Annotated in this window: 25 protein-coding genes; 12 read left to right on the top strand and 13 right to left on the bottom strand. The window is 72.2% G+C overall.

The genetic code is table 11. From position 1 onward, the window contains the following. Window positions 1-2 precede the first annotated feature (2 nt). Both ACYVP9_RS06200 and tenA read right to left on the bottom strand, forming a co-directional pair. Window positions 3-404, bottom strand: coding sequence for a VOC family protein (locus ACYVP9_RS06200; protein ID WP_460603832.1), 402 nt, complete (start codon window positions 402-404; stop codon window positions 3-5). Then, window positions 401-1054, bottom strand: coding sequence for a TenA family protein (tenA, locus tag ACYVP9_RS06195; protein ID WP_460603831.1), 654 nt, complete (start codon window positions 1052-1054; stop codon window positions 401-403). The genes ACYVP9_RS06200 and tenA overlap by 4 nt, the downstream gene beginning before the upstream one ends. Before the next feature lie 32 nt (window positions 1055-1086). On the opposite strand from tenA, the gene thiD reads away from it, so the two are divergent. The 7 genes from thiD to ACYVP9_RS06160 all read left to right on the top strand — a co-directional run bounded on the left by thiD (window position 1087) and on the right by ACYVP9_RS06160 (window position 7324). Further along, window positions 1087-1905: a bifunctional hydroxymethylpyrimidine kinase/phosphomethylpyrimidine kinase gene (gene thiD, locus ACYVP9_RS06190; RefSeq protein ID WP_460603830.1), complete on the top strand. Its 819-nt coding sequence runs from the start codon at window positions 1087-1089 to the stop codon at window positions 1903-1905. Window positions 1906-2104: 199 nt separating this feature from the next. After that, window positions 2105-3208: a glycine oxidase ThiO gene (gene thiO, locus ACYVP9_RS06185; RefSeq protein ID WP_460603829.1), complete on the top strand. Its 1104-nt coding sequence runs from the start codon at window positions 2105-2107 to the stop codon at window positions 3206-3208. Continuing rightward, window positions 3205-3405, top strand: coding sequence for a sulfur carrier protein ThiS (gene thiS, locus ACYVP9_RS06180; RefSeq protein WP_460603828.1), 201 nt, complete (start codon window positions 3205-3207; stop codon window positions 3403-3405). Before thiO ends, thiS begins: the two co-directional genes overlap by 4 nt. Before the next feature lie 2 nt (window positions 3406-3407). Continuing rightward, a complete protein-coding gene (locus tag ACYVP9_RS06175; RefSeq protein WP_460603827.1) occupies window positions 3408-4205 on the top strand; it encodes a thiazole synthase in 798 nt (265 codons plus the stop codon). Beyond that, entirely contained in the window at window positions 4202-5533 is a 1332-nt protein-coding gene (locus ACYVP9_RS06170; protein WP_460603826.1) for a purine-cytosine permease family protein, read from the top strand. The genes ACYVP9_RS06175 and ACYVP9_RS06170 overlap by 4 nt, the downstream gene beginning before the upstream one ends. Window positions 5534-5543: 10 nt before the next feature. After that, window positions 5544-6449: a pseudouridine-5'-phosphate glycosidase gene (locus ACYVP9_RS06165; RefSeq protein ID WP_460603825.1), complete on the top strand. Its 906-nt coding sequence runs from the start codon at window positions 5544-5546 to the stop codon at window positions 6447-6449. Then, window positions 6449-7324, top strand: coding sequence for a carbohydrate kinase family protein (locus ACYVP9_RS06160; protein WP_460603824.1), 876 nt, complete (start codon window positions 6449-6451; stop codon window positions 7322-7324). The genes ACYVP9_RS06165 and ACYVP9_RS06160 overlap by 1 nt, the downstream gene beginning before the upstream one ends. Here the strand turns inward: ACYVP9_RS06160 and ACYVP9_RS06155 are convergent. Then, a complete protein-coding gene (locus ACYVP9_RS06155) occupies window positions 7308-8042 on the bottom strand; it encodes an LmeA family phospholipid-binding protein (RefSeq protein WP_460603823.1) in 735 nt (244 codons plus the stop codon). The genes ACYVP9_RS06160 and ACYVP9_RS06155 overlap by 17 nt on opposite strands. Before the next feature lie 79 nt (window positions 8043-8121). Between ACYVP9_RS06155 and ACYVP9_RS06150 the strand changes: the two genes are divergently transcribed. Together ACYVP9_RS06150 and ACYVP9_RS06145 are read left to right on the top strand one after the other, a co-directional pair. After that, complete coding sequence (locus tag ACYVP9_RS06150; RefSeq protein WP_460603822.1) at window positions 8122-9477, top strand: serine/threonine-protein kinase; 1356 nt, start codon at window positions 8122-8124, stop codon at window positions 9475-9477. Window positions 9478-9660: 183 nt separating this feature from the next. Next, window positions 9661-9975, top strand: a complete 315-nt coding sequence (locus tag ACYVP9_RS06145; protein WP_460603821.1) for an STAS domain-containing protein — start codon at window positions 9661-9663, stop codon at window positions 9973-9975. A 14-nt stretch (window positions 9976-9989) separates the two neighbouring features. Here ACYVP9_RS06145 and ACYVP9_RS06140 read toward each other — a convergent pair whose 3' ends face one another. Beyond that, window positions 9990-10634 carry an NlpC/P60 family protein gene (locus ACYVP9_RS06140; protein ID WP_460603820.1) on the bottom strand — a complete coding sequence of 215 codons (645 nt, stop codon included), beginning with the start codon at window positions 10632-10634 and terminating at the stop codon, window positions 9990-9992. 146 nt (window positions 10635-10780) lie between these two features. On the opposite strand from ACYVP9_RS06140, the gene ACYVP9_RS06135 reads away from it, so the two are divergent. Next, window positions 10781-12478, top strand: a complete 1698-nt coding sequence (locus ACYVP9_RS06135) for an endo-1,4-beta-xylanase (protein ID WP_460603819.1) — start codon at window positions 10781-10783, stop codon at window positions 12476-12478. A gap of 86 nt (window positions 12479-12564) precedes the next feature. Here the strand turns inward: ACYVP9_RS06135 and hutI are convergent, their stop codons facing one another. The 4 genes from hutI to hutU form a co-directional block, all read right to left on the bottom strand. Then, window positions 12565-13719, bottom strand: coding sequence for an amidohydrolase family protein (gene hutI, locus ACYVP9_RS06130; RefSeq protein WP_460603818.1), 1155 nt, complete (start codon window positions 13717-13719; stop codon window positions 12565-12567). After that, window positions 13707-15014, bottom strand: a complete 1308-nt coding sequence (locus ACYVP9_RS06125; protein WP_460603817.1) for a formimidoylglutamate deiminase — start codon at window positions 15012-15014, stop codon at window positions 13707-13709. Before ACYVP9_RS06125 ends, hutI begins: the two co-directional genes overlap by 13 nt. After that, window positions 15011-16168 (bottom strand): Zn-dependent hydrolase, encoded by a 1158-nt coding sequence (locus ACYVP9_RS06120; RefSeq protein ID WP_460603816.1) that lies wholly within the window; start codon window positions 16166-16168, stop codon window positions 15011-15013. Before ACYVP9_RS06120 ends, ACYVP9_RS06125 begins: the two co-directional genes overlap by 4 nt. Before the next feature lie 120 nt (window positions 16169-16288). Further along, a complete protein-coding gene (hutU, locus tag ACYVP9_RS06115; RefSeq protein ID WP_460603815.1) occupies window positions 16289-17962 on the bottom strand; it encodes a urocanate hydratase in 1674 nt (557 codons plus the stop codon). 83 nt (window positions 17963-18045) lie between these two features. Between hutU and ACYVP9_RS06110 the strand changes: the two genes are divergently transcribed. Continuing rightward, the gene (locus tag ACYVP9_RS06110; RefSeq protein WP_460603814.1) at window positions 18046-18804 is read left to right on the top strand and encodes an IclR family transcriptional regulator; all 759 of its coding nucleotides are present in this window, start codon (window positions 18046-18048) and stop codon (window positions 18802-18804) included. On the opposite strand, the gene ACYVP9_RS06105 is transcribed toward ACYVP9_RS06110, so the two are convergent. Together ACYVP9_RS06105 and ACYVP9_RS06100 are read right to left on the bottom strand one after the other, a co-directional pair. Continuing rightward, window positions 18801-19631, bottom strand: a complete 831-nt coding sequence (locus tag ACYVP9_RS06105) for an SDR family oxidoreductase (protein ID WP_460603813.1) — start codon at window positions 19629-19631, stop codon at window positions 18801-18803. The two genes, ACYVP9_RS06110 and ACYVP9_RS06105, sit on opposite strands and share 4 nt — an antisense overlap. 118 nt (window positions 19632-19749) lie before the next feature. Further along, complete coding sequence (locus ACYVP9_RS06100; RefSeq protein ID WP_460603812.1) at window positions 19750-20589, bottom strand: hypothetical protein; 840 nt, start codon at window positions 20587-20589, stop codon at window positions 19750-19752. A 235-nt stretch (window positions 20590-20824) separates the two neighbouring features. On the opposite strand from ACYVP9_RS06100, the gene ACYVP9_RS06095 reads away from it, so the two are divergent. Then, window positions 20825-22996, top strand: coding sequence for a multicopper oxidase domain-containing protein (locus tag ACYVP9_RS06095; protein WP_460603811.1), 2172 nt, complete (start codon window positions 20825-20827; stop codon window positions 22994-22996). On the opposite strand, the gene ACYVP9_RS06090 is transcribed toward ACYVP9_RS06095, so the two are convergent. The 3 genes from ACYVP9_RS06090 to uvrB form a co-directional block, all read right to left on the bottom strand. Further along, window positions 22943-23797 (bottom strand): hypothetical protein, encoded by an 855-nt coding sequence (locus ACYVP9_RS06090; RefSeq protein WP_460603810.1) that lies wholly within the window; start codon window positions 23795-23797, stop codon window positions 22943-22945. The genes ACYVP9_RS06095 and ACYVP9_RS06090 overlap by 54 nt on opposite strands. Next, window positions 23794-24219 carry a VOC family protein gene (locus ACYVP9_RS06085; RefSeq protein ID WP_460603809.1) on the bottom strand — a complete coding sequence of 142 codons (426 nt, stop codon included), beginning with the start codon at window positions 24217-24219 and terminating at the stop codon, window positions 23794-23796. The genes ACYVP9_RS06090 and ACYVP9_RS06085 overlap by 4 nt, the downstream gene beginning before the upstream one ends. Before the next feature lie 79 nt (window positions 24220-24298). Then, entirely contained in the window at window positions 24299-26497 is a 2199-nt protein-coding gene (gene uvrB / locus ACYVP9_RS06080) for an excinuclease ABC subunit UvrB (protein ID WP_460603808.1), read from the bottom strand. Between the last annotated feature and the right edge of the window lie 67 nt (window positions 26498-26564).

Below are 26564 nucleotides of genomic sequence, written 5' to 3'. Positions count from 1 at the left end.
GGTCATTCGGGCGCCACGGCCTCGACGAGGTTCCCGTCGGGGTCGCGCACGACCGCACTGAACTCACCACGCCGGTACGGGGTCCACCGGCGGGGCGCGGCGTGCTCGGTGCCGCCGTGCGTGAGCGCGGCGGCGTGGAAGTCCTCGACGTCGATGCGGTCGGCGGTGCGCAACCGCACGTGCACGCCGACCGTCGTCGGTGCGCCGGCCACGACCCAGACCACCGCCGGACGGCCGGGCGGACCCCAGCCGGCCGCCTCCAGCGCGGGGTCCTCCTCCTCCTCGTCGACCAGCTCGTGCGAGCGGACGAGACCGAGCGGTTCGAGCACCGCGTCGTAGAACGCGATGGAGGCGGCGACGTCGGACGCCGCGACCGTCACGGAGTCGAGCGGATGGTCGATCACAGCGGCCAGCCTTCCCGCCGCCAGGCGGCGTCCCAGAACATCCATTCGTAGCGCGCGGTGACGGCGAAGTGCCGTCCCGCCCCGGCGAGCGACGCGGGCGGCTGCCGGTCGGCGAGCGCGAGCACGTCGGCCACCGTGGCCGCGAACTCGTCCGCGGCGTAGGCGTCGATCCAGGCCTGGAAGCGCGGGTCGGGCGAGCCGCGTCCGGCGAGAGCCGCGCCGACCCGCTGGTAGATCCAGTAGCACGGCAGGACCGCGGCGAGCCCCTCGCCGAAGCTGCCGCCGTGGGCGACGGCGAGCAGGTAGGACGTGTACGCCGTGGTCGTCGGCGAGACGGGGACGCTCGCCAGCGCCGCCGGGTCGAGGCCGAGCTGGGGCAGCAGCGTCTCGTGCAGCGACACCTCGACCGACGCCGTCTCGGCCGCGTGGCGCGCGAGCATGCCGGTGTCGGCATGCGTCGGCGCCTTCGACCCGACCACCGCGAGCGCGCGGGCGTAGTCGCGCAGGTAGTGCGCGTCCTGGGCCACGTAGTAGGCGAACGCGTCCTCGGGCAGCGTGCCGTCCGTCAGCCCGACGAGGAACGGGTGCGCCAGGATCGCGTCGTACACGGCAACGTTCTCGTCCCACCACTGCTGCGTCACCGGCGTCACAGGACGTGATCCTGCCTGGACATACTGTGTCCGTGCAGCCCCCTCCCACCGCGCTGACGATCGCCGGGTCGGACTCCGGCGGCGGCGCCGGCGTCCAGGCCGACCTCAAGACCTTCCTCGGCTGCCGCGTGCACGGCATGTCGGCGATCACCGCGGTGACGGTGCAGAACTCGCTGGGGGTCAGCGCCTTCTACGAGTTGCCGCCGAACGCGGTCGCCGATCAGATCGAGTCGGTCGCGACCGACATCGGCGTCGGAGCGGCGAAGACGGGGATGCTCGCGTCCGCCGCGATCATGGCGGCGATCGCCGAGGTCGTCGGACGGGTCGGCATCGGACGGGGCCTCGCGACCCCGTTCGTCGTCGACCCGGTGTGCGCGTCGCAGCACGGCGACCCGTTGCTGCGTCCGGACGCCGTCGAGGCGCTGCGCGACACGATCATCCCGCTGGCCACGCTGATCACACCCAACCTCGGCGAGATCAAGCTGCTCACCGGCGTCGAGGTGCACTCGCGCGCCGACATGGACGAGGCCGCCGCCGCGTTGCTCGCCCTCGGGCCGCAGGCCGTCATCGTCAAGGGCGGCCACCTCGACGGGGACGACGCCGTCGACCTGCTGCACGACGGCACCACCGCCGTCGAGCTGTCCGCCCCCCGCCGCACCACCGACCACACGCACGGGTCGGGCGACACCCTCGCCGCCGCCACGGCGTCCGCCCTCGCCCGCGGTCTCGACCTCGTCGAGGCCGTCCGCTTCGGCAAGCGCTACATCACCGGGGCGGTCGGAGATTCCTACCCGCTCGGCGCCGGACTCGGCCCGGTCGGGCACTTCTGGCGCGTCCGCTCGCTGCCCTGATCACGTTTGCGCGCGAGATCGCCGGTTCGATGGTCCGGAAGCGGTCACCCCGCGCGCAAACCTGATCGACCCCGCGGCGCACAGCGTCCGCGCAGGCGTACTGTCGGCGGCGCACGGGAGTCCCGACACCAGCGGGGCTGAGAGGGCGAACCAGCCGACCGTCGAACCTGATCCGGGTCATGCCGGCGTGAGGGAGCACATGTCTGACAGTCATCCCGACGTGGTCGTCGTCGGAGCCGGCGTGATCGGGTCCGCGATCGCCTGGCGCTGCGCGCAGCGCGGACTCTCCGTCGCCGTCGTCGACGCCGAGCCCGCACGCGGTGCGTGGCACACCGCCGCCGGCATGCTCGCGCCCGTCACCGAGCTGACCTACACCGAGACCCCGCTGCTGCGGTTGAACCTCGACTCGGTGGCCCGTTGGCCCGGCCTGGCCGACGAGCTCACGGCCGAGGCCGAGCTGCCCATCGGGTTCCGCACCACCGGCACGCTGCTCGTCGCGTGGGACGCCGCCGACCTCGCCGGGCTGCGCGACCTGCACGCCTTCGCGCAGCGCCTCGGTGTCACGGCCGAGTTCCTCACCGGACGGGAGCTGCGCTCCCTCGAACCGCAGGCCGCGCCCGGCCTGCCCGGCGGGCTGCTCGCCCCCGACGACCACAGCGTCGACCCCCGCCTGCTGCGCGCCGCCCTGGTGACCGCGGGCGGCCGGCGCGGCGTCCGCTTCGTCACCGCGACCGCCACCGCGGTCGACCGTGACGGCGTCACCCTCGACGACGGCAGCCGTCTCGCCGCCGGGCGGGTCGTGCTCGCCGCCGGGGCCTGGTCGGGGTTGCTCGCGGCGGCGCCCGTCCGCCCGGTGAAGGGACAGACGCTGCGGCTGCGCCTGCCCGGCAGCCCGTTGCAGCACGTGCTGCGCGGACGCGTGCGCGGCAATCCCGTGTACCTCGTCCCCCGCGGCGACGGACGGATCGTGGTCGGCGCCAGTACGGACGAGGCCGGCTTCGACCGCACGCCGCGCGCAGGGGCGGTGTACGAGCTGCTGCGCGACGCCCAGTGCCTGCTGCCCGAGGTCGCCGAGGCGCAGCTCGAGGAGATCTGCACCGGGTTGCGCCCCGGCTCGGCCGACAACGCCCCGCTGATCGGCGAGCGCGACGGGGTCGTGCTCGCCACCGGCCACTACCGCAACGGCGTGCTGCTCACGCCGGTGACGGCGGACGGCGTGGCCGACCTGCTCACGACGGGTTCGGTGCCGCCGGTGCTCGTGCCGTTCGCGCCCGGTCGCGAGCCCGCGGCGGCGATCGCATGACCATCACGCTCAACGGCGCGCCCTACGAGCTCGCCGGCACCACGACGATCGCCGAGCTGATCGAGCGGGTGACGGGGGCGTCGCGCGGCAGCGCGGCCGTCGTCGCCGGCGAGATCGTTCCCCGCAGCCAGTGGTCGACGACCACCCTGGCCGAGGGTGCGCAGGTCGAGATCGTCACCGCGACGCAGGGAGGCTGACCGTGACCGCTGTGCAGAAGAAGACCGTCGACGACCCGCTCGTCATCGCCGGCGTCGAGTTCGGTTCGCGGCTGGTGCTCGGCACCGGTGGCGCTCCGAGCCTGGACGTCGTCGCGCAGTCGCTGTCCGCGTCCGGCACCGAGCTGTGCACGGTCGCCATGCGGCGGGTCGACCCGGCGACGAGCGGCTCGATCCTCGACGTGATCGACCGCGCAGGCGTGCGGGTGCTGCCCAACACCGCCGGCTGCCGTACCGCGCGCGAGGCCGTGCGCACCGCGCAGCTGGCCCGCGAGGCCCTCGAGACCGACTGGGTGAAACTCGAGGTCGTGGCCGACGACCACACCCTGCTGCCCGATCCGATCGAATTGCTCGACGCCGCGCAAATGCTCGTCGCGGACGGGTTCACCGTGTTGCCGTACACGAACGACGATCCCGTGCTCGCGCGTCGGCTGCGGCAGGCGGGGTGCGCGGCGGTCATGCCGCTGGGCTCCCCCATCGGCACCGGGCTCGGCATCCGCAACCCGCACAACATCGAGCTGATCGTCAGCGAGGCGGCCGGCACCCCCGTGATCCTCGACGCCGGCATCGGCACCGCGTCCGACGCCGCGCTCGCGATGGAGCTGGGCTGCGACGCGGTGCTGCTGGCCTCCGCCGTGACGCGAGCGCAGGACCCGCGCGCCATGGCCGAGGCGATGGCGTTCGCCGTCCGCGCCGGACGTCTCGCCCACCGCGCCGGACGGATCCCCAAACGGTTCCACGCGCACGCGTCGTCCCCGACCGACGGGATGCCCGTCCTGTGACCGCGGTCGACGACCGTCCGGACGAGGTGCCCCTCACCCTCGAGGAACCGACCACCCGCTCGCTCGGGCTGCTCGACCAGTTCGGCATGTGGGGCAACCTCGGCGTCAGCCTGCTCGGCTTCACCGGCGCGATCTACGTGCTCGACCCCGGCGGCACCGGGGTGCTCGCCCTGTCGTTCACGGCGGGCGTGGTCGCCCTCGTGCTCGGCACCGTGCTCGGCACCGCCGCCGTCGCCGTCGCGGCCGTCCCCGGTGCCGAGACGGGCGCACCGGCGATGGTGCTGCTGCGCGGGCTGTTCGGCGCGAAGTGGTCCTGGCTGCCCAGCGTGCTGAACGTCGTGCAGTTGACCGGCTGGACCACTTTCGAGCTGGTCACCATCAGTGCCGCGATGGACCAGGTGGTCGACGGCGTGCCGCGCTGGGTGTGGGTGCTGCTCAGCGGCGCGATCACCACGGTGCTGGCGCTGCGTCCGCTCGGCTGGATCCGCGTGCTGCGCAAGTACGTCACCGTGCTCGTGCTCGCGGCCATGGTGTGGATCGCGATCCAGCTGCTGCGCCAGCCCGTGCACGGCGTCGACGGCGGATCGTGGGACGGCTTCTGGCTGGCCGTCGACGGGGTCGTCAGCGTCGCCGTGTCCTGGGTTCCGGTCGCGGCCGACTATTCGCGGCACTCCACCTCGACCCGGGCGACGGTCATCGGCACGTTCACCGGGTACTCGATCACGCAGATCGGCTGCTATCTCGTCGGCATGATCGCGCTGGTCGGTGTCGCGGCCGGCGACGCCGACAAGATCTTCGGGTCGTTCCTCGCGCTGCCGCTCGGCGTGCTCGCCTTCGTCGTGCTGGCGGTGCGCGAGATCGACCAGTCGTTCGTCGACACCTACTCGGCCGCGGTGTCGGTGCAGAACCTGCTGCCCCGCCACGACCGTCGCGTGATCGCGCTCGTCGTCGGGCTGATCGCCACCGTCCTCACGCTGCTGCTGGACATCGGCGACTACTACAACTTCCTCGTGCTGCTCGGCTCGCTGTTCGTACCGCTGCTCGGCGTGTTCGCCGTCGACTACTTCGCGTCGGGCCGGTCGGGACGGGCGAGCGCCTGGGACGTCACCGACCGAGCCCCGGCCCGGCCGTGGATGCTGCTGCCGTGGCTGCTGGGCTTCGTCACGTACCAGCTGATCAACCCCGGCTACGTGACGTGGTGGGTGGACTTCTGGAGCTCCGTCCGCCCGTTCGAGCCGCAGAGCTGGATGAGCGCGTCGATCCTGTCGTTCGCGGTCGCGGCCGTGGTGACCGTCCCGGTGCGACGGCTCGCGCGGCGCGGCACGTAACGTCGCGACCATGCTGCACGTGCACCCCGAGGTCGCCGACGCACTCGCGGAGAACCGGCCGGTCGTCGCCCTCGAGAGCACCATCATCAGCCACGGCCTGCCCCGTCCGGACAATCTGCGCATCGCGCGCGAGATCGAGGACGCGGTGCGGGCCGGCGGCGCCGTTCCCGCCACGATCGCGATCGTCGACGGCGAGGCGCGCGTCGGTCTCGACGACACCGCGCTCGAGCGGGTCGCGTCCGACCCGGACGTCGTCAAGGCGAGCGTGCGGGACATCGCCGTCGTCGCCGCGCGCCGCGGCGTGGGCGCGACGACCGTCGCCTCGACCGCGCACCTGGCCGCGCGGGCCGGGGTGCGCGTGTTCGCGACCGGTGGTCTCGGCGGGGTGCACCGCGACGCGCGCGACACCTGGGACGAGTCGGCCGACCTCACCACCCTCGCCGCCACCCCGGTGCTCGTCGTCTGCGCGGGCGTGAAGTCGATCCTCGACGTCGGCGCCACCCTCGAACGGCTCGAAACGCTGAACGTCGGCGTGCTCGGCTACCGCACCGACCGCTTCCCCGGCTTCTACCTGCGCGACTCGGGCCACGCGGTGCCGTGGCGCGCCGACTCCCCGGACGAGGTCGCGGCCGCGCTGCGGGCGCAGGACGAGCTCGGCACCGACCGCTTCGGGCTGGTGCTGGTCAACCCGATCGCCGAGGCGGACGAGCTCGACCGCACGCTGCACGACCGCACCCTGGCCGCCGGGCTCGTCGCGGCGGCCGAGGGCAACGTACGCGGCAAGGACGTCACACCGTTCCTGCTCGACTTCTTCCACCGCGAGACCGGCGGCGCGTCATTGACCGCCAACGTCGCCCTCGTGCGCAGCAACGCCCGTCTCGCCGCCGAGGTCGCCGCGGCCTACCGGGCCGGCTGATGCACGTCGTCTGTGTCGGCGACGTCATGGTCGACCTCGTCGCCGCCCTGCCCGGACCGCTCGCCCTCGGGTCCGACACGCCCGCGGACATCGAGGTCTACGGCGGCGGCGCGGCCGCGAACGTCGCCGCCTGGCTGGCGCAGTGCGGCGTCCGGTCGACGTTCGTCGGCCGCATCGGCGACGACTCCGCGGGGTTGCGCGCGGTCGACGCGCTCACCGCCGCCGGCGTCACCCCGATGGTCGAGATCGACCCCAAGCGGGCCACCGGCCTGTGCATCGTGCTCGTCGACGAGCACGGCGAGCGGACGATGATCCCGTCCGCCGGCGCGAACGACGCGTCCGCCGATCCGTCGCTGCTGCCCGCGGACGCCGACTGGCTGTACGTGTCGGGCTACTCGCTGCTCAACCCGGGCTCGCGCGCCTTCGGGCACGCGGCGCTGGCGGTCGCACGCGAGCGCGGCTGGGCGATCGCCGTCGACGCGGCGTCCGCCGCGCCGCTGTCGCGCAACCCCGAGTTCCTCGACTGGGTGTGTCCGGGCGAGCTGCGCGACGTGCTGCTGTTCGCCAACACCGCCGAGGCGCTCGTGCTCACCGGCACGGACGAGCCGGCCGCCGCCGCCCAGGCCCTGGCGCTGCGGTGCGGCAGCGCGGTCGTCAAGCGCGGCGCGTCCGGCGCCGTCTGGTCGGACGGGTCGGGCGTGCGGTCGGTGCCCGCGTCCGAGGTGGTCGTCGTCGACTCGACCGGCGCGGGCGATGCCTTCGCCGCCGGGTTCCTCGCGGCGGTCGGCGAGATCGACGAGTGCCTGCTCAACGCGAACGCGACCGCCGCCCGCGCAGTCACCCGGATGGGTGCTCGGCCTAGCGTCGATAGCTGAGGTCGGTGCCCACCAGGTCGAGTCGCAGGCCGGCCGCGGTGGCCTGGGCCTTCTGCAGCGTGACGTCGAACGGGATGCCGTCGAACGGGATGGGCTTGTCGAACAGCTGGTTGACCAACCGGGCGATCTGACCGGCCAGGGCACCGCCGGCGTTGATCTGCGACTTGCCGAAGGACAGCACGTTGTCGGTCACGATCGGCGCGACGGTCACGCCGGGTCTGAACGTCCGTCCGAGGACGGTGAACTCCTTGCTCACCCTGACCCGCTCGTCGCCGGCGTAGCTCAGGTCGACACCCAGCTTGTCGCTGAGCTCGCGGTACCCGAGGACGCCGGTGGCGTGGCCCGTCTCGGCGCGGAACGAGCGGAAGTTGTCCGACACCGTCAGGTTGTCGAGCACCACCCGCAGCTGGTCGAGGGTCACGTCGAGGTTCGCCTTGTTCAACGGCACGTTCGCGGCCGTCACCGTGATCTCGTCGTACGTGCCGCTCGCGAACTGGGTGAGGAACGGGAAGCCGCCGACGTCGACGTCCGGCTCGCTCGGCAGGTCCTGCGACTGCTGCAGCGCCGACGCCGCCACCTTCTCGGCCGCGAAATCGCCGATGCGGTCGACGGCGATGAGCAGCACGACCAGGACGAGGAGCCCGACGAGCAGCCGCCGCGGCCACCGGGAACGGCGGGCGGGGGGTGGCGGCGCGTACGCGGGGAGTGGAGCGGTCACCGTTCGATCCTGACACGCCGAACCGTGGGGTTGCGTACGATCACCCGGACGTCCGTCCGAGCGCAGAACAGGAGGCACCGTGGCCGAGGAAGCCCTCGAGGACTTCGGCCCGTACCGCCTCGAAGAGGTGATCGGGCGTGGCGGCATGGGTGTCGTCTACCGCGCGTACGACACCAGCCGCGACCGCACGGTCGCCGTCAAGCGGCTGCCGCGTGAGCTCGCGGCGGACGAGAACTTCCAGGCCCGCTTCCGCCGCGAGTCGCGGTTGGCCGCCCGGCTCAACGAGCCGCACATCATCCCGATCCACGACTTCGGCGAGATCGACGGCCAGCTCTACATCGACATGCGGCTCGTCGAGGGCCTCGACCTGTCGAAGCTGATCGCCGACGAGGGCGGCGCGCTCGACGCCGAACTCGCCGTCGACATCATCGGCCAGGTGTCGTCCGCGCTCGCGTCCGCGCACAAGGCGGGGCTGATGCACCGCGACATCAAGCCCTCGAACGTGCTCATCACGGGCGTGACGCCCGAGGACCGCACCAGCCCGTTCGCGTACCTCGTCGACTTCGGCATCGCCCGCGCGATCGTCGGCACCGAGGGCACCGCGCTGACGACGACGACCGACTGGTTCGGCACGGTCGCCTACATGGCGCCCGAACGCATCAGTGGCTCCTCCGGCGACGCGCGTTCGGACATCTACTCCCTGGCGTGCCTGCTCTACCAGTGCGTCACCGGGCAGGCGCCGTTCACCGGCGAGGCGCTGCAGGTGCTGTTCGCGCACGTCAACAATGCGCCGCCGTCGGCGGCCGAGCTGCGCCGCAGCGTGCCGCCGGGTCTCGATGCGGTCATCCGCCGTGGCATGGCCAAGCGTCCGGACGACCGGTACCAGACGGTCACCGAGTTCGCGTCCGCCGCGCGCACCACGATGAAGGCGTTCGCCGGCAATCCGACGACGGTGGTCAACACCCGCACGCGTCCGCCGGGTCAGCAGCCGCCGCCGCAGTCGGCTCCCCCGCGCTCGGGCCCGCCGAACTCGTTCCCTCCCCGGTACCCGCAGTCGAGCCCGCCGCAGGCCGGGCCGGTCAACTCGTTCCCGCCGTCCGCCGGTCCGGTGAACTCCTTCCCGCCACGCACGGGCCACCCGCAGCCGGTGCACACCCACTCCGCGCCGCCGCAGTCGGCTCCGCCGCGGTCGACGCCGCCGCAGGCGGGGCCGCCGCACTCGATACCGCCGCGCTCGGGTCCGCCGCCGGCCGGGCCGGTCAACTCCGTCCCGCCCCGCTCCGGCCCACCGCAGGCCGGGCCGGTCAACTCCCTGCCGCCGCGCGGCGGCCGGCCCGCGCAGAAGCAGCCCGACGTGCTCGTCCGCACGTTGGCCGTGATCGCGGTGCTCGTCGTGATCGCCGCCGTCATCTCCGTCGTCGTCGCGGCGGGCTGATCGAGCACAGATCGGTCGGGTGCCCGCCGCCACCAGCCGCGGGGATACGTCCAGGTCGCGTCCGGACAGCGTGTCGGCGGCGCGTAGCGCGCGGTGCCGGGCGATGCGTCGGTAACGAACAGAGGCGTCGTCACGCTCTGCACTGGTGACGGGGCTCGCGGACACGATCGGTACGGTGCGGCCATGACGGGCACGGACCCGCTGCTGCTCGTCGTGACGGACGACGACCTGGCGCTCCCGAACACGGGACGGACGACGCGCCGACTGCTCGAAGCGGTGGCGTCCGCGCACACGGCGCGGGTCGTCGTCGACATGCACGACGTCCAGATCCTGAACTCGTGCGGTATCGGCGTGCTCATCGAGCTCAACAACGAGGCGACCCGGCGTGGTGGCAGCGTCTCGCTGCGCGGCCTGCGTTCTCAGGCCCGGAACACGCTGACGGTCCTGGACCTGCTCGGCCCGGCCTTCCTCGTCGAGGACGAGCAGCCCCGCGGGTGACGATCACCGGCGCGTCAGCCGGCGATGCGGACGTAACGGTAGGGGCGCAGCACCGAACCGTCGTTCATTCGCTCGGGCCATCGGTAGGAGGCCACGTGCGGCCAGGCCCGTGGGGTGCCCAGGCCACCCTGTTCGATCACGCGAACCCGGGTGTGCCGCCGGTCGGCCCAGCCGAGGAACAGCTGCACGTGCCCGTTCGCGCCGGCTGAACCCGGACCCAGGCGCCCGATGAGGTCGTACGGACGCAGGCGCGACGCCGGGATGCCGACCACGACGTCGGCGAGTCCGACGGTCGAGGCGCCGCCGCCGTCGTCCGGCAGTCGAAGCGCCATCGAGACGAAGCCGGAACAGTCGCGCCGGTACCACCCCCATCCGCCGGGACCCGCGTGGCCGCTGGTCATCGAGTACCGGATCGCGGGGTCGCCCAGCCACTGCCGTGCCCGGGCGGCCACCTCGCTGCGTGTGACGGTCGAACCGACGGGCCCGGGTTCTCCGGTGCACTGCGCGAGATGGCAGTCCGACCGGGCCGCGTCACGCGAGAGATGGTCCGACGCGCGGCTGCGGAGGGCGATGACGGCGAGCACGAGGACGAGCGCAGCGGCAGCAGCCACCGAGGCGACGCGCGTGCGGGACCGGAGCGGCGTGGACGACATGGTCATGGCCCGGATTCGAGCAGCCCACGTATAAGCGCAGCGTTCGACGGCGACGCACGACCGAGCGGGCGTCGCCGTCGTGCACGCGGTGCGTGGGACCGCGCCGCGTCGTCCTATGCTGCCGCCATGATCGCCGCCCCGGCAGCCCGCTCGTGACCTCGAGGGTCGTACGCGCCTGCGTGCTGGCCGCGTCGGCGTCGGTCGTCGCCGTCGTCCTCGCGGGCTGCACGACGCCGTCCGCCGAGGCGAAGCGGACGGTCGTCGACCTGGCGAAGCAGGACTGGCGCCGCGTGCCGGGAGTGACCGCGGACGGTGACGCCCTGCTGGTCGCACGCACCGGGCGGAGCATCGTCCGTCAGGACGGCGGGGAGCGTCAGCCCGATCCCCCGGTCGATCTCGCGGGGACGCACCTGGTGGTCCACGGCAACTACACGCTCAGCGCGCGCTTCACCGCGGTCACCGCCGACGCGACCTGGGCCGTGTACGACTCGCCGCCGGTCATCGCGGACGAGTTCCGGATCGAACCGCCTGGCCTGCGACTCACCCTGCGCGGTCACGATCTGCGCATCAGCGTCTTCGACGGCTCGCGCCCGAAGGACGTGACCGCCCCCCGTCCGGTGCACGACGAGCACGTGTCGATCCCGGATCCGGAGGCCGTGATCTCGATACGCCGCTCCGGGAACGCACTGGCGATCACGAGCAGCGGGCGCACTCTGACCAGCATGCCTCTCGGCCGGGTGTTCAGGTCCGGCGAGCTCTGGCTGGGACTGTCGAGCACGAGCGGGTCCTTCAGGGTCGGTTCGTTCACCGCCACGGCAGCGGCGGGCGGCTCGCTGCGGACCGCGCGACCTGTGATCGAGCGCGTCGGACGATCGGGCAGCGGATTGCAGGCACTCGCTGCGCGCATCCGTCCGGGCTTCCGGGTCGGGGCGGCGGTGGCCCTGGGTCCCCTCGCCTCGGACGCGAACTACGCGCGCGAGTTCGCCGGCGACTTCGGGGCCATCACGCCCGAGAACGCGATGAAGGCGCAGTTCCTCTCGCCCCGCCGCGGCGTCTACTACTTCCAGGAGGCCGACGCGCTCCTCGCCGTGGCGAAGGCCAGGGGCATGGCGGTGCACGGGCACACCATCGCGTTCAGCGAAGCCATGCCCCGGTGGATGCGGCAGCTGCCCACGGCGTCGGCCACGCAGCGCCGTGCCAGCGCCCGTGCGCTGCTGGGTTACCTCACCACCGTGGTGAAGCACTTCAAGGGTCGGCTCGCCTCCCTCGACGTCGTCAACGAGCCCTTCGACGTCGACCAGGGAACCAGCCTGCAGAAGAACGTCTGGTACCGAACCTTCGGTCGTGACTACCCCGTGGTCGTGTCCAAGGCGGTGCACGCCGCCGACCCGGCCGTCAAGCAGTTCGTCAACGAGAACGGGGCCGACGTGCCGGGCGAGCGCCAGGACGCCCTGCTCGCTCTCGCGCGCCGCACCAACGCGCTGGGCGGTCACATCTACGGCGTCGGACTGCAGGCCCATGTCTACGACATCGGGACCGACGCCGTCTCCGCCCGGGAGCTCACCGACACGTTCGCGAACGTCGCGAAGGCCGGTCTGCACGTCCGCATCTCCGAGAACGACGTCTCGGACGACCGGGGGACGCGCATCCAGGCGAAGCAGTACGCCACCGTGCTGACCACCTGCCTGCGCTCGCGCACCTGTGTCGCCTACACCACCTGGGGCGTCGACGACCGTTACGACTGGTTCGTCGACGACGACGGAAGCCTTCAGCAGGGTCACGACCTGCTGTTCGACCGCGGGCGTCCGACGCCGGCGTACACGGCGATGAAGCGCGCTCTGGGCGGTTGACGGCCTCGCTTCGGCGCGGCGCGAGCGCCGACCCGAGACCGCAGAGCACGAAACCCAGGAGCGCGGGTACGGCACGGTGGGGTCCCTCAGGGCAGTTCGTACGCCCGCGCGAGCGGAACCCCCGGCCGGTACGCCAGGTGCAGGTGGGTCGGCGCGTCGAGCACCGCGAGGTCGGCGCGGGCGCCGAGGCGCAGCGTCCCCACGTCGTCGCGCCGCAGCGACAGCGCGGCGCCGGCGGTGGCCGCCCAGAGCGCCTGCGCGGGTGTCATGCCCAGCTCCCGCACGGCCAGCGCGATCACGAACGGCATGGACGACGTGTAGCTGGTTCCGGGATTGCAGTCCGTCGCGAGCGCGACGGTGACGCCCGCAGCGAGCAGCCGGGACGCGTCCGGGTACGGCGTGCGGGTCGAGAACTCGACACCGGGCAGCAGGGTCGCCACCGTGGTGCTGTCGGCGAGGGCGGCGACGTCGGCGTCACTGACGAACGTGCAGTGATCGACGCTCGCGGCCTGCAGTTCGACCGCCAGTTGCACGCCGGGACCGTGACCGAGTTGGTTGCCGTGCACCCGAAGCCCCAGACCGGCGGCGCGCCCTGCCTCGAGCACCGTGCGCGCCTCGTCGCCGTCGAACGCGTGACTGCTGGCCGGCTCGCAGAACACGTCGATCCAGCGGGCGTGGGGTGCGCACGCCTCGAGCATCGGGCCGGTGACGGCGGCGAGGTAGTCGGCGCGGGCAACGTCGGGTGGCACGACGTGGGCACCGAGGAACGTCGTCTCGGGGGTGTGCACACCGGCGAGCTGCAGCGCGCGGCGCTCGTCCTCGACCGTCAGGCCGTACCCGCTCTTGATCTCCACCGTCGTGGTGCCCTGCGCGCGGAGCTCGGCGAGGCGACGGTCGAGCAGCAGGGCCAGGGTCGTGTCGTCGGCGGCGCGGGTCGCCGACATCGTCGAGGCGATGCCGCCGCCGTCGTACGGCGCTCCGCTGAGTCTCGCCGCGAACTCCGCGGACCGGTCGCCCGCGAACACGAGATGCGTGTGCGAGTCGACGAAACCGGGGACGACGGCCCGTCCGCCCAGATCGTCGCGGGTGTCGGCGGACGGTGCGCTGCGCGACGGTCCGACCCAGGCGATCGCGCCGTCCTCGACGAGCACCGCCGCGTCGTGCAGCACGCCGAGGGCGGTGCCGTCGACGGACGGGTCGTTGGTGACCAGCTCGCCGATACCCGTGATCAGGTGCGCCATGCGTCCTCGATTCCCTCTCGCAGCAGGGCACCGACGTCGCCCAGCACGTGCTCCCCGCCGGACACGACCGTACGGCCGTCGACGAGCACCGTGTCGACGTCCGCCGCGCCCGCGGCGAACAACACCTGCGCCGGATCGCACCCTGCGGTGCGGACGGTGTCGAGCCGCACCGCCACGAGATCGGCGCGCGCGCCGGCGGCCAGCCGCCCGGCGTCGTCCCAGCCGATCGCGTCGTGGCGGGTCGCGGCGGTGAGCAGCTCGGCCGGCGAGAACGAGCCGCGGCGTCCGGTACGCAGGCGTTCGTCGAGCTCGAGCGCGCGGGACTCCTCGAACAGGTCGACGACGGCGTGCTGGTCGGTGCCGAGCGACAGCCGGACACCCGCATCGGCGAGGGCACGAGCGGGTCCGATGCCGTCGGCCAGGTCGCGCTCGGTGGTGGGGCAGAAACAGGCGACGGTGTCGGTGGCGGCGAGGTCCGCGATGTCGTCGGAACTCAGGTGCGTGGCGTGCACGGCGGACGTCCGCGGGCCGAGCACGCCGTGGTCGGCGAGCAGCCGGGTCGGCGTTTGCCCGTGGACGGCGAGACAGGCCTCGTTCTCGGCGGGTTGCTCCGAGAGGTGCACGTGCCGCGGTCGTCCGGGGACGTCGACGGAACTCAAGGCCTCGGCAGGGACCGCGCGCACCGAGTGCACCGCCGACCCGACGCGGAATTGCGCGTCCTCGCGCAATGAAGCGACTCGTGCCGCCCAGGCGTCCACCGACCCGTCCGAGAACCGGCGCTGCACGTCGTCCAGCGGCTGATAGCCCTCAGCGGTCAGTCCGCCGCTGAGGTAGCAGGTGTCCAGCAGCGTGAGCCGCACACCGGCGTCGCGCGCGGCCTCACGCAGCGCCTCTCCCATGACGTTGGGGTCCGCGTACTGACGTCCGGACGGGTCGTGGTGCAGGTAGTGGAACTCCCCCACCGACGTGACCCCGCTCAGCGCCATCTCGGCGTAGGCGCCCCGGGCCAGCGCAAGGTAGGCGTCCGGGTCGAGGCCGGCCGCCACGCGGTACATCCGCTCGCGCCACGTCCAGAAGGTGCCGCCGTCACCGTGCGTGCGTCCGCGCAGAGCGCGGTGGAACGCGTGGCTGTGATCGTTCGCGAAGCCGGGCAGCACGACGCCGGGCAGGTGCTGCGCGCCGGACGCGTCACCGTCCGGGACGACCGCGGTGAACCGGCCGTCCGCGATCTCGAAGCGCACGTCACGCGCCGGCCCGTCCGGCAGCAGCGCGTGCTCCGCGAAGTACGCGGTCACACGAGGTCCCTCATCACGGCGGCGAGCGCGGCCACCCCGGCGAGACAGTCGTCCCGCTCGGCGAACTCGGCCGGCGAGTGCGAGACGCCGGTGGGATTGCGGACGAACAGCATGGCCGTCGGTACCCCGGCCGCGGCGAGAATGCCCGCGTCGTGGCCGGCGCCGGTGTCGAGCACAGGGGCGTCGAGCAGCAGGGAGAGACGGTCGGCCAGGTCGGTCGGGAACGCGGTGCGGTCGGTCCACGACTGCTCGTGCACCTGGCCGCCCAACTCGGTGACCCACATCGTCACGTCGCGGACGATTGCGCGAACCTGCTCTTTCTCGGACGCGCGCGCGTCGAGGGAGGCGGTCACGTGCGAGGCGATGGCATTGACGCCGTTGGGCTGCACCGCGACGCGTCCGACGGTGGCCACCCCGCCGTGCACCTCCGCGGCCGTCCGGGCGGCCAGCACCACGTGCGCCAGCGACACCATCGCGTCGCGCCGGTCGCCCAGCAGGGTGGTGCCCGCGTGGTTGGCCTCGCCGGGCAGCTCGATGCGCCATCGTCCGTGCGGACGGATCGCGCTCGCCACGCCGATCGCGGCACCGCGGTCGACCATGTCGCGGCCCTGCTCCACGTGCAGCTCGACGAAGGTCCCGATGCGGCGCAGCGTCTCGTCGTCACGTCCGTAGCCGGCCGCGAACGGAGACGCCTCCGCCATAGATGTCCCGTCCGCATCGCGCAGGGACCGGGCGCGGTCGGCGTCGAGTTCTCCCGTGATCAACCGCGATCCCGCGCAGGCGACCCCGAACCGGGCGCCCTCCTCGTCCCCGAAGTTCACGATGGCGACGGGACGGTCCGTCGGCCCCAGCTCGTCCAGGGCCGCGAGCGCCGACACGACACCGAGCGGACCGTCGTACGCACCGCCGTCGGGCACCGAGTCGAGGTGCGAGCCGACGACCAGCCCCGGACCGTCGCGATCGGGATCACCGCGCCACGCCCACTGGTTGCCGGCGCGGTCGGTCGTGAGATCCAACCCGCGGGCGGACGCCTCCCCCGCGAACCACTCGCGCAGCGTCGCATCCTCGTCGGTCCAGGCGAAGCGGCGGTACCCGTTCGTCCGCCCTTGGCGCCCGATCGGGGCGAGCGCGTCCCACATCGCGTCGAAACTCATGCGTCCACTGCCCGGTTCACTGGCACCTTCCCGAGTTGACTGGCACGTTTCACCGCTGACTGGATGACCTCAAGTCGCCAGCGAGGCACAGAAGCCACCAGTCAACGGGAGAGGCAGGGGTCAGTCGCCGGGGGCGGACGCGGTCTCCTGCATGGGGACGCGCACGCCGCGGGAGGCGGCGACGTCCTCGGCCTGGTCGTAACCGGCGTCGACGTGCCGGATGACGCCCATGCCCGGGTCGTTGGTGAGCACGCGCTCGATCTTCTGCCCGGCGAGGTCGGTGCCGTCGGCGACGCAGACCTGGCCGGCGTGGATCGACCGTCCGATGCCGACACCGCCACCGTGGTGGATCGACACCCACGTGGCACCGCTGGCGACGTTGACCATGGCGTTGAGCAGCGGCCAGTCGGCGATGGCGTCCGAGCCGTCGAGCATGGCCTCGGTCTCGCGGTAGGGCGAGGCGACGGAGCCGCAGTCGAGGTGGTCGCGTCCGATCACGATCGGCGCGCTGAGCTCGCCGTTCGCGACGAGCCGGTTGAACTCGACGCCGGCACGGTCGCGCTCGCCGTAGCCGAGCCAGCAGATGCGCGAGGGCAGGCCCTGGAAGTGCACCTTCTCGCCGGCCATCCTGATCCAGCGGGCGAGCGACTCGTTCTCGGGGAAGAGGTCGAGCACGGCCTTGTCCGTCCGGGCGATGTCCTTCGGGTCACCCGACAGCGCCGCCCACCGGAACGGGCCCTTGCCCTCGCAGAACAGCGGACGGATGTACGCGGGCACGAAACCGGGGAAGTCGAAGGCGCGGGTGAGCCCGGCGGTGCGCGCCTCGCCGCGGATCGAGTTGCCGTAGTCGAAGACCTCGGCGCCCTTGTCCATGAACTTGACCATGGCCTCGACGTGCCGCGCCATGGACGCCTGCGCGCGCCCGGTGAACTCGTCGGGCTTACGCTGCGCGTAGTCGTGCCAGTCGTCGAACTCGACGCCGACGGGCAGGTAGCTCAACGGGTCGTGCGCGGACGTCTGGTCGGTGACGATGTCGATCGGCGCGTCGTTGGCGACGAACTGCGGCACCAGCTGCGCGGCGTTGCCGAGCAGTCCGATCGACAGCGGCTTGCGGGCGTCGCGCGCCTCCTCGGCCAGACGCAGCGCGTCGGCCACCGACGACGCCTCGACGTCGAGGTAACCGTGGTCGATGCGGCGCTTGATACGCGAGCCGTCGCACTCGATGCAGATCGCGACGCCGCCGTTCATGGTCACGGCGAGCGGCTGCGCACCGCCCATGCCGCCGAGGCCGGCGGTGAGGGTGATCGTCCCGGCCAGGGTGCCGCCGAACTTCTTCGCGGCGACGGCGGCGAACGTCTCGTACGTGCCCTGCAGGATGCCCTGGGTGCCGATGTAGATCCACGACCCCGCGGTCATCTGGCCGTACATCGTCAGGCCGAGCTGCTCGAGGCGGCGGAACTCGTCCCAGTTGGCCCAGTCGCCGACGAGGTTCGAGTTCGCGATGAGCACGCGCGGCGCCCATTCGTGCGTGCGCATGACGCCGACCGGCTTGCCCGACTGCACGAGCATGGTCTCGTCGCGCTCGAGCGTCGTCAGGGTGCGGACGAGCGCGTCGTAACTGGCCCAGTTGCGAGCGGCCCGACCGGTGCCGCCGTAGACGACGAGGTCGTCGGGACGCTCGGCGACCTCGGGGTCGAGGTTGTTCATCAGCATCCGCAGCGGCGCCTCGGTCTGCCACGAGCGTGCGGTCAGGTCGGTGCCGCGCGCGGCGGTCACGGGTCGGGCTCCATCCATGCCCCCATTGCACACCGACCCGCCTCCACGCGGGACCACCCGACCGTCACCACTGTCTCGGATCCGAGACTAGGGTGGGGTGCATGGCGTCCGTCCCCGCCGCGTCGCACGCGCTGGAGATCCTCACCTACCTCGGCCGTCAGGCGTCCCCCGTGCCCGCCGCCGCCCTGGTGCGCGACCTGGGCCTGCCCCGCTCGAGCGTCTACCACCTGCTCGCGACGCTGCAGGAGGCCGGCTTCGTCACCCACCTGCCCGAGGACCGTCGCTACGCGCTCGGTCTCGCGGCGTACGAACTGGGGACGGGGTACAGCCGGCAGGCGCCGCTCGCACGGCTCGCGCGGGTGCCGATGGCCGAGCTGGTCGACCGGGTGCGCGACAGCGCCCACCTCGCCGTGCTGCACGGCGGCGAGGTCGTCTACGTCATCGAGGAACGGGCGCGCCACCGCCGTCCGCTCGTCACGGACGTCGGCGTGCGCCTGCCCGCGCAACTCACCGCGAGCGGACGGGCGATGCTCGCCGCCCTGCCCGAGCAGCAGCTGCGCGCCCTGTTCCCCGGACCCGAGTCGTTCGTGCTGCGCAACGGCCGCGGTCCCCGGTCGCTGTCGGCCCTGCGGGCGATGCTGGTCGAGACCCGGCGACGCGGCTTCGCGGTCGAGGACGGCGAGGTCACCGAGTTCTGGTCGTCGGTGGGCGCGCCCGTGCTCGACGCGTCCGGCTTCCCGGTGGCCGCGGTCGCGGTGACGTTCCCCGACGCCCTGCCGGTGCAGCGACGCGACGCGATCGCGACGCAGGTCGTGCGGACGGCGCACCTGCTCACCCGCCGCATCGGCGGACGGGTCTAGCTGCCGGCCACCCGGGCCTCGTAGTCGCGGCGCGCCGTGGCGTCGACGTCGACGAACGCCTTCTCGACCCCGAACGCCCGGGCCATCCGTTCGGCGATGCCGCGGGGGATCCACGCCTGCGAGGCGGCGAGCGCACCCGCCACCTTCGTGACGCGCACGACGGGGCGCGGCCGCTCGATCAGACCGGCGACGGCGGCGGCGACCTCGGCCGGTTCGGCGTTGCGCAGCCCGCGCGAGCCCTTCGTGCCCGCGATCAGCTCGGTGTTCGTGTAGGTCGGCTGCACCTGCGAGAAGCGGACGCCCGACGAGCGGTACTCGCGCCGCGCCGACTCGGTGTAGCCCTTCACCGCGTGCTTGGTCGCGCAGTAGCTCGCGCCACCGGGCACGTAGCTCTCCCCCGCGATCGAGGCGATGTTGATGATGTGACCGCTGCGCCGCGGCAGCATCCGCTGCAGCGCGAGCTTGGTGCCGGTGATCACGCCGAGCACGTTGATCTCGAGGATGCGGCGGCTGGTCGAGTCCGACTCCTCGTGCACCGGGCCGAGCGGCATGATGCCCGCGTTGTTGACCAGCACGTCGAGCGGCCCGAGGACGTCCTCGACGTGATCGAGGAAGCGCTCGAACGACTCGGGATCGGTGACGTCGACCTGCGCGTAGGCGGTGATGCCGAGCTCGCCCACGGCCTCCTTCAGGCGCTGCGGGTCGACGTCGCCGATCGCCACCCTCGCGCCGTCCGCGACGAGCCGTTGCGCGGTGGCATAGCCGATGCCGCGCGCGCCGCCGGTGATGGCCACGACCTTGCCTTGGATGCTGCCGCCCTGCGCCATGCCGTCCGCCTCTCGCTGGAGTCCATTCTGACAACACTCGTTGTCGGACATCCTGCCACGGACGGCACGACGGCGGGGACGGACGATGCCGTCCCCGCCGCGGCGGAGCGGGGGGCGGCTACCGCAGGGTGATCACCCGGTACATGCCCATGAATGCGTGCGGCATGCCGGTCATGCGGTCGGGATAGAAGCAGAGGATCGCCCACTTGCCCGGCTTGCCGGCGTACGTCTGGAGCATGGTGCGTCCCGGGGAGATCGCACCGGTCGAGATGTCGTCGGTCTTGCCGCCGTAGAAGACCTTCGGGAACGGCTCCTGGTTCCGCAGGGCCTTCGCGACGTCGTAGTGGGTCTTGCCGGGCCGCATGCGGATCATCTCGACGAAGTGCGACTGGTTCGCGTCGTTCTTGAACCGCAGCACACCGGAGCGCGGGATGCCGGCAGGCTTGAGCGAGAACGAGTGCGACTTGATCGCGACGATCGTGGACGCAGCGGGCACCGGCGCGTTCCAGTCGGCATTGCGGACGACGATCTTCTTGATCTTGGGCGCGGACAGCGACTGCTGCTGCGGGTTGAGGGCGTAGTAGGTGCCCGGCACCAGGTGCACCCACATCGAGTGGCCCGGCGTCGTGCCGCCCATGAGCTGGAAGTCCCGCTCGAGCGGGATCGGCTTGCCCTGGTTGAAGGTCGCGAAGTCGGCGATCAACTTCTTCTCGCCGGCGCCCTTGCGCGAGCGCAGCAGCTGGAACAGCCGCCCCTTGCCCACCACGTGGATCTTGGCCACGCCGGGGCGCAGGGCCCACGGCCCGCCGCCGACGGCCTGGTTCGCGTAGACCTGGTACGTCGCCGTCGGCCTGGCGCCGGCGCTCGCGCCTGCGGCGTCGGCACCGACGGCCATTCCGCCTGCAAGGGTCGCGGCGACGGCTGCCGCCACCGCGACCCGCTTCGCTGTCACTGCCATGGTCGATCCTCTCGTGTCCACGGATGTAAGCGCGAGCTATGAGACCACCGAACAATCAATTGCGCCAGAGGCCGAAGGAAGCACATCGACATGCATTTCCTCGCGCATCGCAGACCATCCCGGAATTGCACAAGGGTGGTGGCACCAAGGCCCTTCGTCCCGTATTCCCGTCATTGTTCGCCGAACGGCCGGACGCCGGTTGCGCGGTCCGGGCGGACGCGCCTAGCTTGCGCGCGTGACCACCTCGACCCGGCCCGCGAGAGCCGCCGCCGTCGCCGCCGCGACCCTCGTCGTGCTGGCGAGCGCCGTCGTGCCCGCGCCGGCGCAACCACGCGCCCGGGCAGTGGCGCCGGGGGTCGCCGTGACCGCTGCCGCGCCGAGGATCGCGACCGTCACCATCCCGAAACGTGCGATGTTCACGGGCTTCGGGGCCTCGAGCTACACCGTGGCGAACGGTGGCACGCTGCGGGTCGTCAACCACGACACGGTCACCCACACCGTCACCTCGGCCGCGCGCGGCCGCAGCGGCAACCCGCTGTTCGACACCACGGTCGGGCCGGGCAGGACGGTCACCGTCCGGGGAGTCGGAGCGCTCGCAGCGGGCCGCTTCGTGTTCACGTGTCGCCTGCATCCGTCGATGAAGGCGACATTGGTCGTGGTGGGCGGAAAGGGCGGAACAACCGGCTCGACAATGCGATTCAGCCTGCCGATCACCTTCCCCAAAGTGATCACCGCGGCGTCCTCGACGATCTCACTCGCCAGTGCATCACAACAAATGCTGCCCACCGGCGCAAAGACCCCGATCCGGGCATTCGGCGGCTCCTATCCCGGGCCCACCATCCGGCGGCCGAGCGGACGGGCCACGACGGTCCGTTTCGTCGATCGCCTGCCCGCCTCGGCCGGGCCGCAGTCGATGCATCTGCACGGTGACCACCACGCGTCCGCCGACGACGGGCAGCCGACCACCCACCTGTTCCGTCCCGGCGCTGCCCGCACCTACCACTACCCACTGCGCGATCACGGCGTTCCGATCCCGCCCGCATTCGGCTTCTACCACGACCACGTGATGGGGGCGACGGGCCGCAACAACTGGCTCGGCGAGCAGGGCATGTTCATCGTCGACGACGGTCGCGCCGGGTCCCTCGGCCTCCCCACCGGCTACTACGACAGGTCGCTGCTGCTGTCGGACCGGTCGTTCACCTCGACGCACCGGCTGACCGCGGTGCCCGCCACTCCCGGTGTCATGCCGATGCCCATGACCGGCAGCGACGCGCCCCCCGGCGACGCCACCGTGGGCAACCGCGTGCTGGTGAACGGTCGCTGGGCCCCGCACTTCGCCGTCCGCACCCATCACTACCGGCTGAGGTTGCTCAACGCGTCGAACTTCCAGTCCTACGACCTGACGCTGTCGGACGGACGCCGCTTCGTGCAGGTCGGCACCGGCAGCAGCCTGTTGCCCCGTCCGGTGGCGCGGACGCACATCCTGCTCGGCCCGGCCCAGCGGGCGGACGTCGTCGTCGACTTCCGCGGCGAGCTGCACAAGAACGTGGTGCTGCGCAGCGTCGCCCGCATCGGACGGCCCGCCATGGGCATCGGCACGCCCAGCGTGCCGATCATGCAGTTCCGCGTCGTCCGAGGCGTCCCCGACCGCACGAAGGTGAGGAGCACGCTCGAGGCGACGCCCAGGCTCACCGTGCCCGCGCGGACCACGTTCGCGTGGGACTTCGGGCTCGGCGGAAAGACCGGCGCCGGCACCTACTGGACGGTGAACGGCCGCGCCTTCGATCCGACCCGTGTCGACCTGCAGGTGCCGCTCGGGTCAGTGCAGCGCTGGTCGTTGCACAACAGCAGCACCGTCACGCACTACATCCACCTGCACGAGGAGCAGTGGCACACCGTGCTGCGCAACGGCACGCCACCGCCCGCCTACGAGGGCGGGTTGCAGGACACCTGGCGCCTCGACCCCGGTGACACCGTCGTGGTCGCCGCCCGGATGACCGATCACACCGGGGTGTTCATGATCCATTGCCACATGCTCGACCACGAGGACCACGGCATGATGGCGCAGTTCGAGGTGACGTCACCCGGTGCCGCGCACGGCGTCGCCGCGGGCTACCACCTCGCCGGCCCGGCCCCGGCACGTCCCACGACACCGATGCGGATGGACATGTCCATGCCCGCGCACCACGGCGGCCCGGATCCGGCGGCCCCGCCCGTGCGGTCATCGGCACCGACCTCGACGGTGTTGCGCGACGCGGCCGTCGGAGCGGGCGGTCTCGCCCTGGCGTTCGTGCTCGTTCTCGGTGGGGCCGCGTGGCTACGGCGGTCGCGCGGCGCTGCCGGACGCGGCCCGTCAGCGCAATCGGCGGGTGTGGATCGTGACGACCGGACGGTAGCCGCGACGTGACCAGAAGGGCACCGACAGCGGGTTGAACGCGCTGTAGTGCAGCGCGCTGGCAGCGATGTCGGCGCTGCGGTGGCGCCGGTGCAGTGCGTCGACGAGGGCGGCCCCCACACCCGAACCGCGCCGCGCGGACGTGGTCGACGCCATCGCCAGGTACGAAACCGGCGCGAGGGTCAACCGCTCCCCCGCCCACCCGGACGTCTCGACGGAATCGGCGACGATCGCGCCGCACAGGGCGCCGTCGTCGGCGACCAGCACGGTCGTGGCCGGGTCGTGGATGCTCGCGGCGGCCTGCCGGGCGATGGCCGCGCGGATGCCGTCGGACACCCGCAACGTGCCCACAGCGGCCTCGTAGTCGGCCTGCTCGCACCAGAGCCGGCCGACCGCGTCCACGTCCTCGGGACCGGCGTCGCGAACCTCGACCGATGCCTGGGGTGCCGGCTCGTGCGGGCGGCGCAGATCGGCGACCGCGAGCACGGACGCGGGCAGGAAGCCGACATCGCGCGCCTGCCGGGCGCGGGTGATGTCCCTGCTCGCCAGCGCGAACGCGGCGGTGGCCGTGCCCGGGCGGTCGGCGACCCGGGCGCGGGCCTCGTCGACGAACGCGGTCAGCAGGGCGGGGACGACGTCGACCGGCAGGTCGTCGACGAGCGCGAGCGACACCTCGTGGTCGTCCATCCACTGCGCCTCGAGCGCGCCCGGATCGGTGTCGGTGACGGTGACCGCGGCGGGCACGCCGGCGAGCCAGACCGGATCGGCGTCGCCGGGCAACGCGGTGCGCGGCCGGTAGAGCGGGTCGGTCACTGGACGCAGAACTCGTTGCCTTCGGGGTCGAGCAGCACGACCCAGCTGTCGCCGAACTCCTGCTGCTCGCGGACGACGGTCGCGCCCAGGCCGACGAGCTCGTCGACCTTGGCGCGGACCGCTCGGTGACGTTCGTCGGGGTCGACGATGCCGGCGCCGGCGTTGACGTCGAGGTGGACGCGGTTCTTCGCCGTCTTCGCCTCGGGCACCTTCTGGAAGAACAACCGCGGGCCCGAGCCGGACGGATCGACCACGGCGTCCTTCGTGTCCCGCTGGTCAGCGGGGACGCCGACGGAGTCGAGGAAGGTGTCCCAGTCGGCGAAGCCCTCGGGCGGGGGTTGGCGCACATAGCCGAGCGCGGCCGCCCAGAACTGCGCCAGCAGCCGGGGGCTCGCCGCGTCGAACACGATCTGGACCGTCACGCCGCGTCCTCGTGGCGCTGCGGCCGGCGACGGCAGGCCCGACGCACGCCGCTGCCCCGGATCGCTGCGTACGCGTCGCTCACGTGCCCACTCCGGCAGCATCCATGCCGCGCAGCTCTTTCTTCAGTTCGCCGATCTCGTCACGTAACCGGGCCGCCACCTCGAACTGCAGGTCGCGGGCGGCGCCGAGCATCTGGTCGTTGAGCTGCTGGATGAGGTCGGCGAGCTGGGCCCGGGGCATCTCGGCGACGTCGAGGCCGCCCTGCGCGTGGGCGCCGACCCCGACGACACCGGCCGCGTGACCGGACTGCTGGCCGGCGACCCCGCGGCCGCCCTTGCCCGGTGCCGGCGACTTCTGGTTGCGCCGGTCGGCGGACTTGCCCCGCGACTGCGACCGGCCCGACCCGCCCTGCGGCATCGCCAGCAGCTCCTCGGTGTCGGCGGCCTCGCGGGCGAGCAGGTCGGTGATGTCACCGATGCGCTTGCGCAGCGGCGTGGGATCGATGCCGTGCTCGGTGTTGTAGGCGACCTGCTTCTCGCGGCGGCGGTTCGTCTCCTCGATCGCCTGCGCCATCGACGGGGTGATCGTGTCGGCGTACATGTGCACCTGACCGGACACGTTGCGCGCCGCGCGGCCGATCGTCTGGATCAGCGACCGACCCGAACGGAGGAAGCCCTCCTTGTCGGCGTCGAGGATCGACACGAGCGACACCTCGGGCAGGTCGAGACCCTCGCGCAGCAGGTTGATGCCGACGAGCACGTCGTACTCGCCGAGCCGCAGCTCGCGCAGCAGCTCGACGCGCCGCAACGTGTCGACCTCGCTGTGCAGGTATCGCACCCGGATGCCCTGTTCGAGCAGGTAGTCGGTGAGGTCCTCGGCCATCTTCTTGGTGAGCGTCGTGACGAGGACGCGCTCGTTCTTCTCGGTGCGCTCACGGATCTCACCGACGAGGTCGTCGATCTGGCCCTTGGTGCCCTTGACGATGATCTCGGGGTCGATGAGGCCGGTCGGCCGGATGACCTGCTCGACGAACTCGCCCTTGGCCAGGTTCATCTCGTAGTCGCCCGGCGTCGCGGACAGGTAGAGCGTCTGGCCGACGCGGTCGACGAACTCCTCGAACTTCAGCGGCCGGTTGTCCATGGCCGAGGGCAGCCGGAAACCGTGGTCGACGAGCATCCGCTTGCGGGACATGTCGCCCTCGTACATGCCGCCGGTCTGCGGCACGGTCTGGTGGGACTCGTCGATGACGAGCAGGTAGTCGTCGGGGAAGTAGTCGAGCAGGCAGTTGGGGGCGCTGCCGCGCTGGCGGCCGTCGATGTGCATCGAGTAGTTCTCGATGCCGTTGCAGAACCCGACCTGGCGCATCATCTCGATGTCGTAGGTGGTGCGCATGCGCAGCCGCTGCGCCTCGAGCAGCTTGTTCTGGCCCTCGAGTTCGGCCAGCCGCTCCTCGAGCTCCTTCTCGATGCCGGCGATCGCGCGTTCCATGCGGTCGGGGCCGGCGGCGTAGTGGGTGGCCGGGAAGACGAAGACCTCCTCGACCTCACGCACGACCTCGCCGGTGAGCGGGTGCAGGTAGTAGAGCCGCTCGATCTCGTCGCCGAACATCTCGGCGCGGATGGCGAGCTCCTCGTAGACCGGGAAGATCTCGACGGTGTCGCCGCGGGCGCGGAACGTGCCGCGGGTGAAGGACACGTCGTTGCGGGTGTACTGGACGTCGACCAGGCGGCGCAGCATGGTCTCGCGCTCGATCTCCTGGCCCACCCGCAGCCGCAGCGACCGGTCGACGTACTCCTGCGGCGTGCCGAGGCCGTAGATGCACGACACGGTCGCGACCACGACCACGTCGCGACGGGTCAGCAGGGACATCGTGGCGGAGTGGCGCAGCCGCTCGACCTCGTCGTTGACCGAGCTGTCCTTCTCGATGTAGGTGTCGGTCTGGGGGACGTACGCCTCGGGTTGGTAGTAGTCGTAGTAGCTGACGAAGTACTCGACGGCGTTGTTCGGCAGCATCTCGCGCAGCTCGTTCGCCAGCTGCGCGGCCAGGGTCTTGTTCGGCGCCATGACCAGGGTCGGACGCTGCTGCCGCTCGATCACCCAGGCCGTGGTGGCCGACTTGCCGGTGCCGGTGGCACCGAGCAGGACGGTGTGCTTCTCGCCGGCGGACAGCCGACGGTCGATCTCCTCGATGGCCGTCGGCTGGTCGCCGGACGGCTCGAAATCGGAGACGACCTCGAACTTGCCCGTCGTGGGGACGATGTCGGACTTGACCCGCATGCCTCCACGGTACGAGAGGGGTCCGACAACCGCGTCCGGGTTCGCGCAGGGGTGAACCTCGCGCGGG

Source organism: Jatrophihabitans fulvus (assembly GCF_054781375.1).
Note: the sequence above shows the minus strand (reverse complement) of the source record. Positions and strands in the feature narration are given on the sequence as shown.

Coding starts and splice junctions, on each gene's coding strand:
- hutU (WP_460603815.1), bottom strand. CDS start 17,962: ATGGATGGAGCCCGACCCGTGACCGCCGCGCGCGGCACCGACCTGACC.
- thiS (WP_460603828.1), top strand. CDS start 3,205: ATGACCATCACGCTCAACGGCGCGCCCTACGAGCTCGCCGGCACCACG.
- thiO (WP_460603829.1), top strand. CDS start 2,105: ATGTCTGACAGTCATCCCGACGTGGTCGTCGTCGGAGCCGGCGTGATC.
- ACYVP9_RS06160 (WP_460603824.1), top strand. CDS start 6,449: ATGCACGTCGTCTGTGTCGGCGACGTCATGGTCGACCTCGTCGCCGCC.
- ACYVP9_RS06120 (WP_460603816.1), bottom strand. CDS start 16,168: ATGAGTTTCGACGCGATGTGGGACGCGCTCGCCCCGATCGGGCGCCAA.
- ACYVP9_RS06110 (WP_460603814.1), top strand. CDS start 18,046: ATGGCGTCCGTCCCCGCCGCGTCGCACGCGCTGGAGATCCTCACCTAC.
- ACYVP9_RS06145 (WP_460603821.1), top strand. CDS start 9,661: ATGACGGGCACGGACCCGCTGCTGCTCGTCGTGACGGACGACGACCTG.
- ACYVP9_RS06140 (WP_460603820.1), bottom strand. CDS start 10,634: ATGACCATGTCGTCCACGCCGCTCCGGTCCCGCACGCGCGTCGCCTCG.
- uvrB (WP_460603808.1), bottom strand. CDS start 26,497: ATGCGGGTCAAGTCCGACATCGTCCCCACGACGGGCAAGTTCGAGGTC.
- ACYVP9_RS06165 (WP_460603825.1), top strand. CDS start 5,544: ATGCTGCACGTGCACCCCGAGGTCGCCGACGCACTCGCGGAGAACCGG.
- ACYVP9_RS06105 (WP_460603813.1), bottom strand. CDS start 19,631: ATGGCGCAGGGCGGCAGCATCCAAGGCAAGGTCGTGGCCATCACCGGC.
- ACYVP9_RS06100 (WP_460603812.1), bottom strand. CDS start 20,589: ATGGCAGTGACAGCGAAGCGGGTCGCGGTGGCGGCAGCCGTCGCCGCG.
- hutI (WP_460603818.1), bottom strand. CDS start 13,719: ATGGCGCACCTGATCACGGGTATCGGCGAGCTGGTCACCAACGACCCG.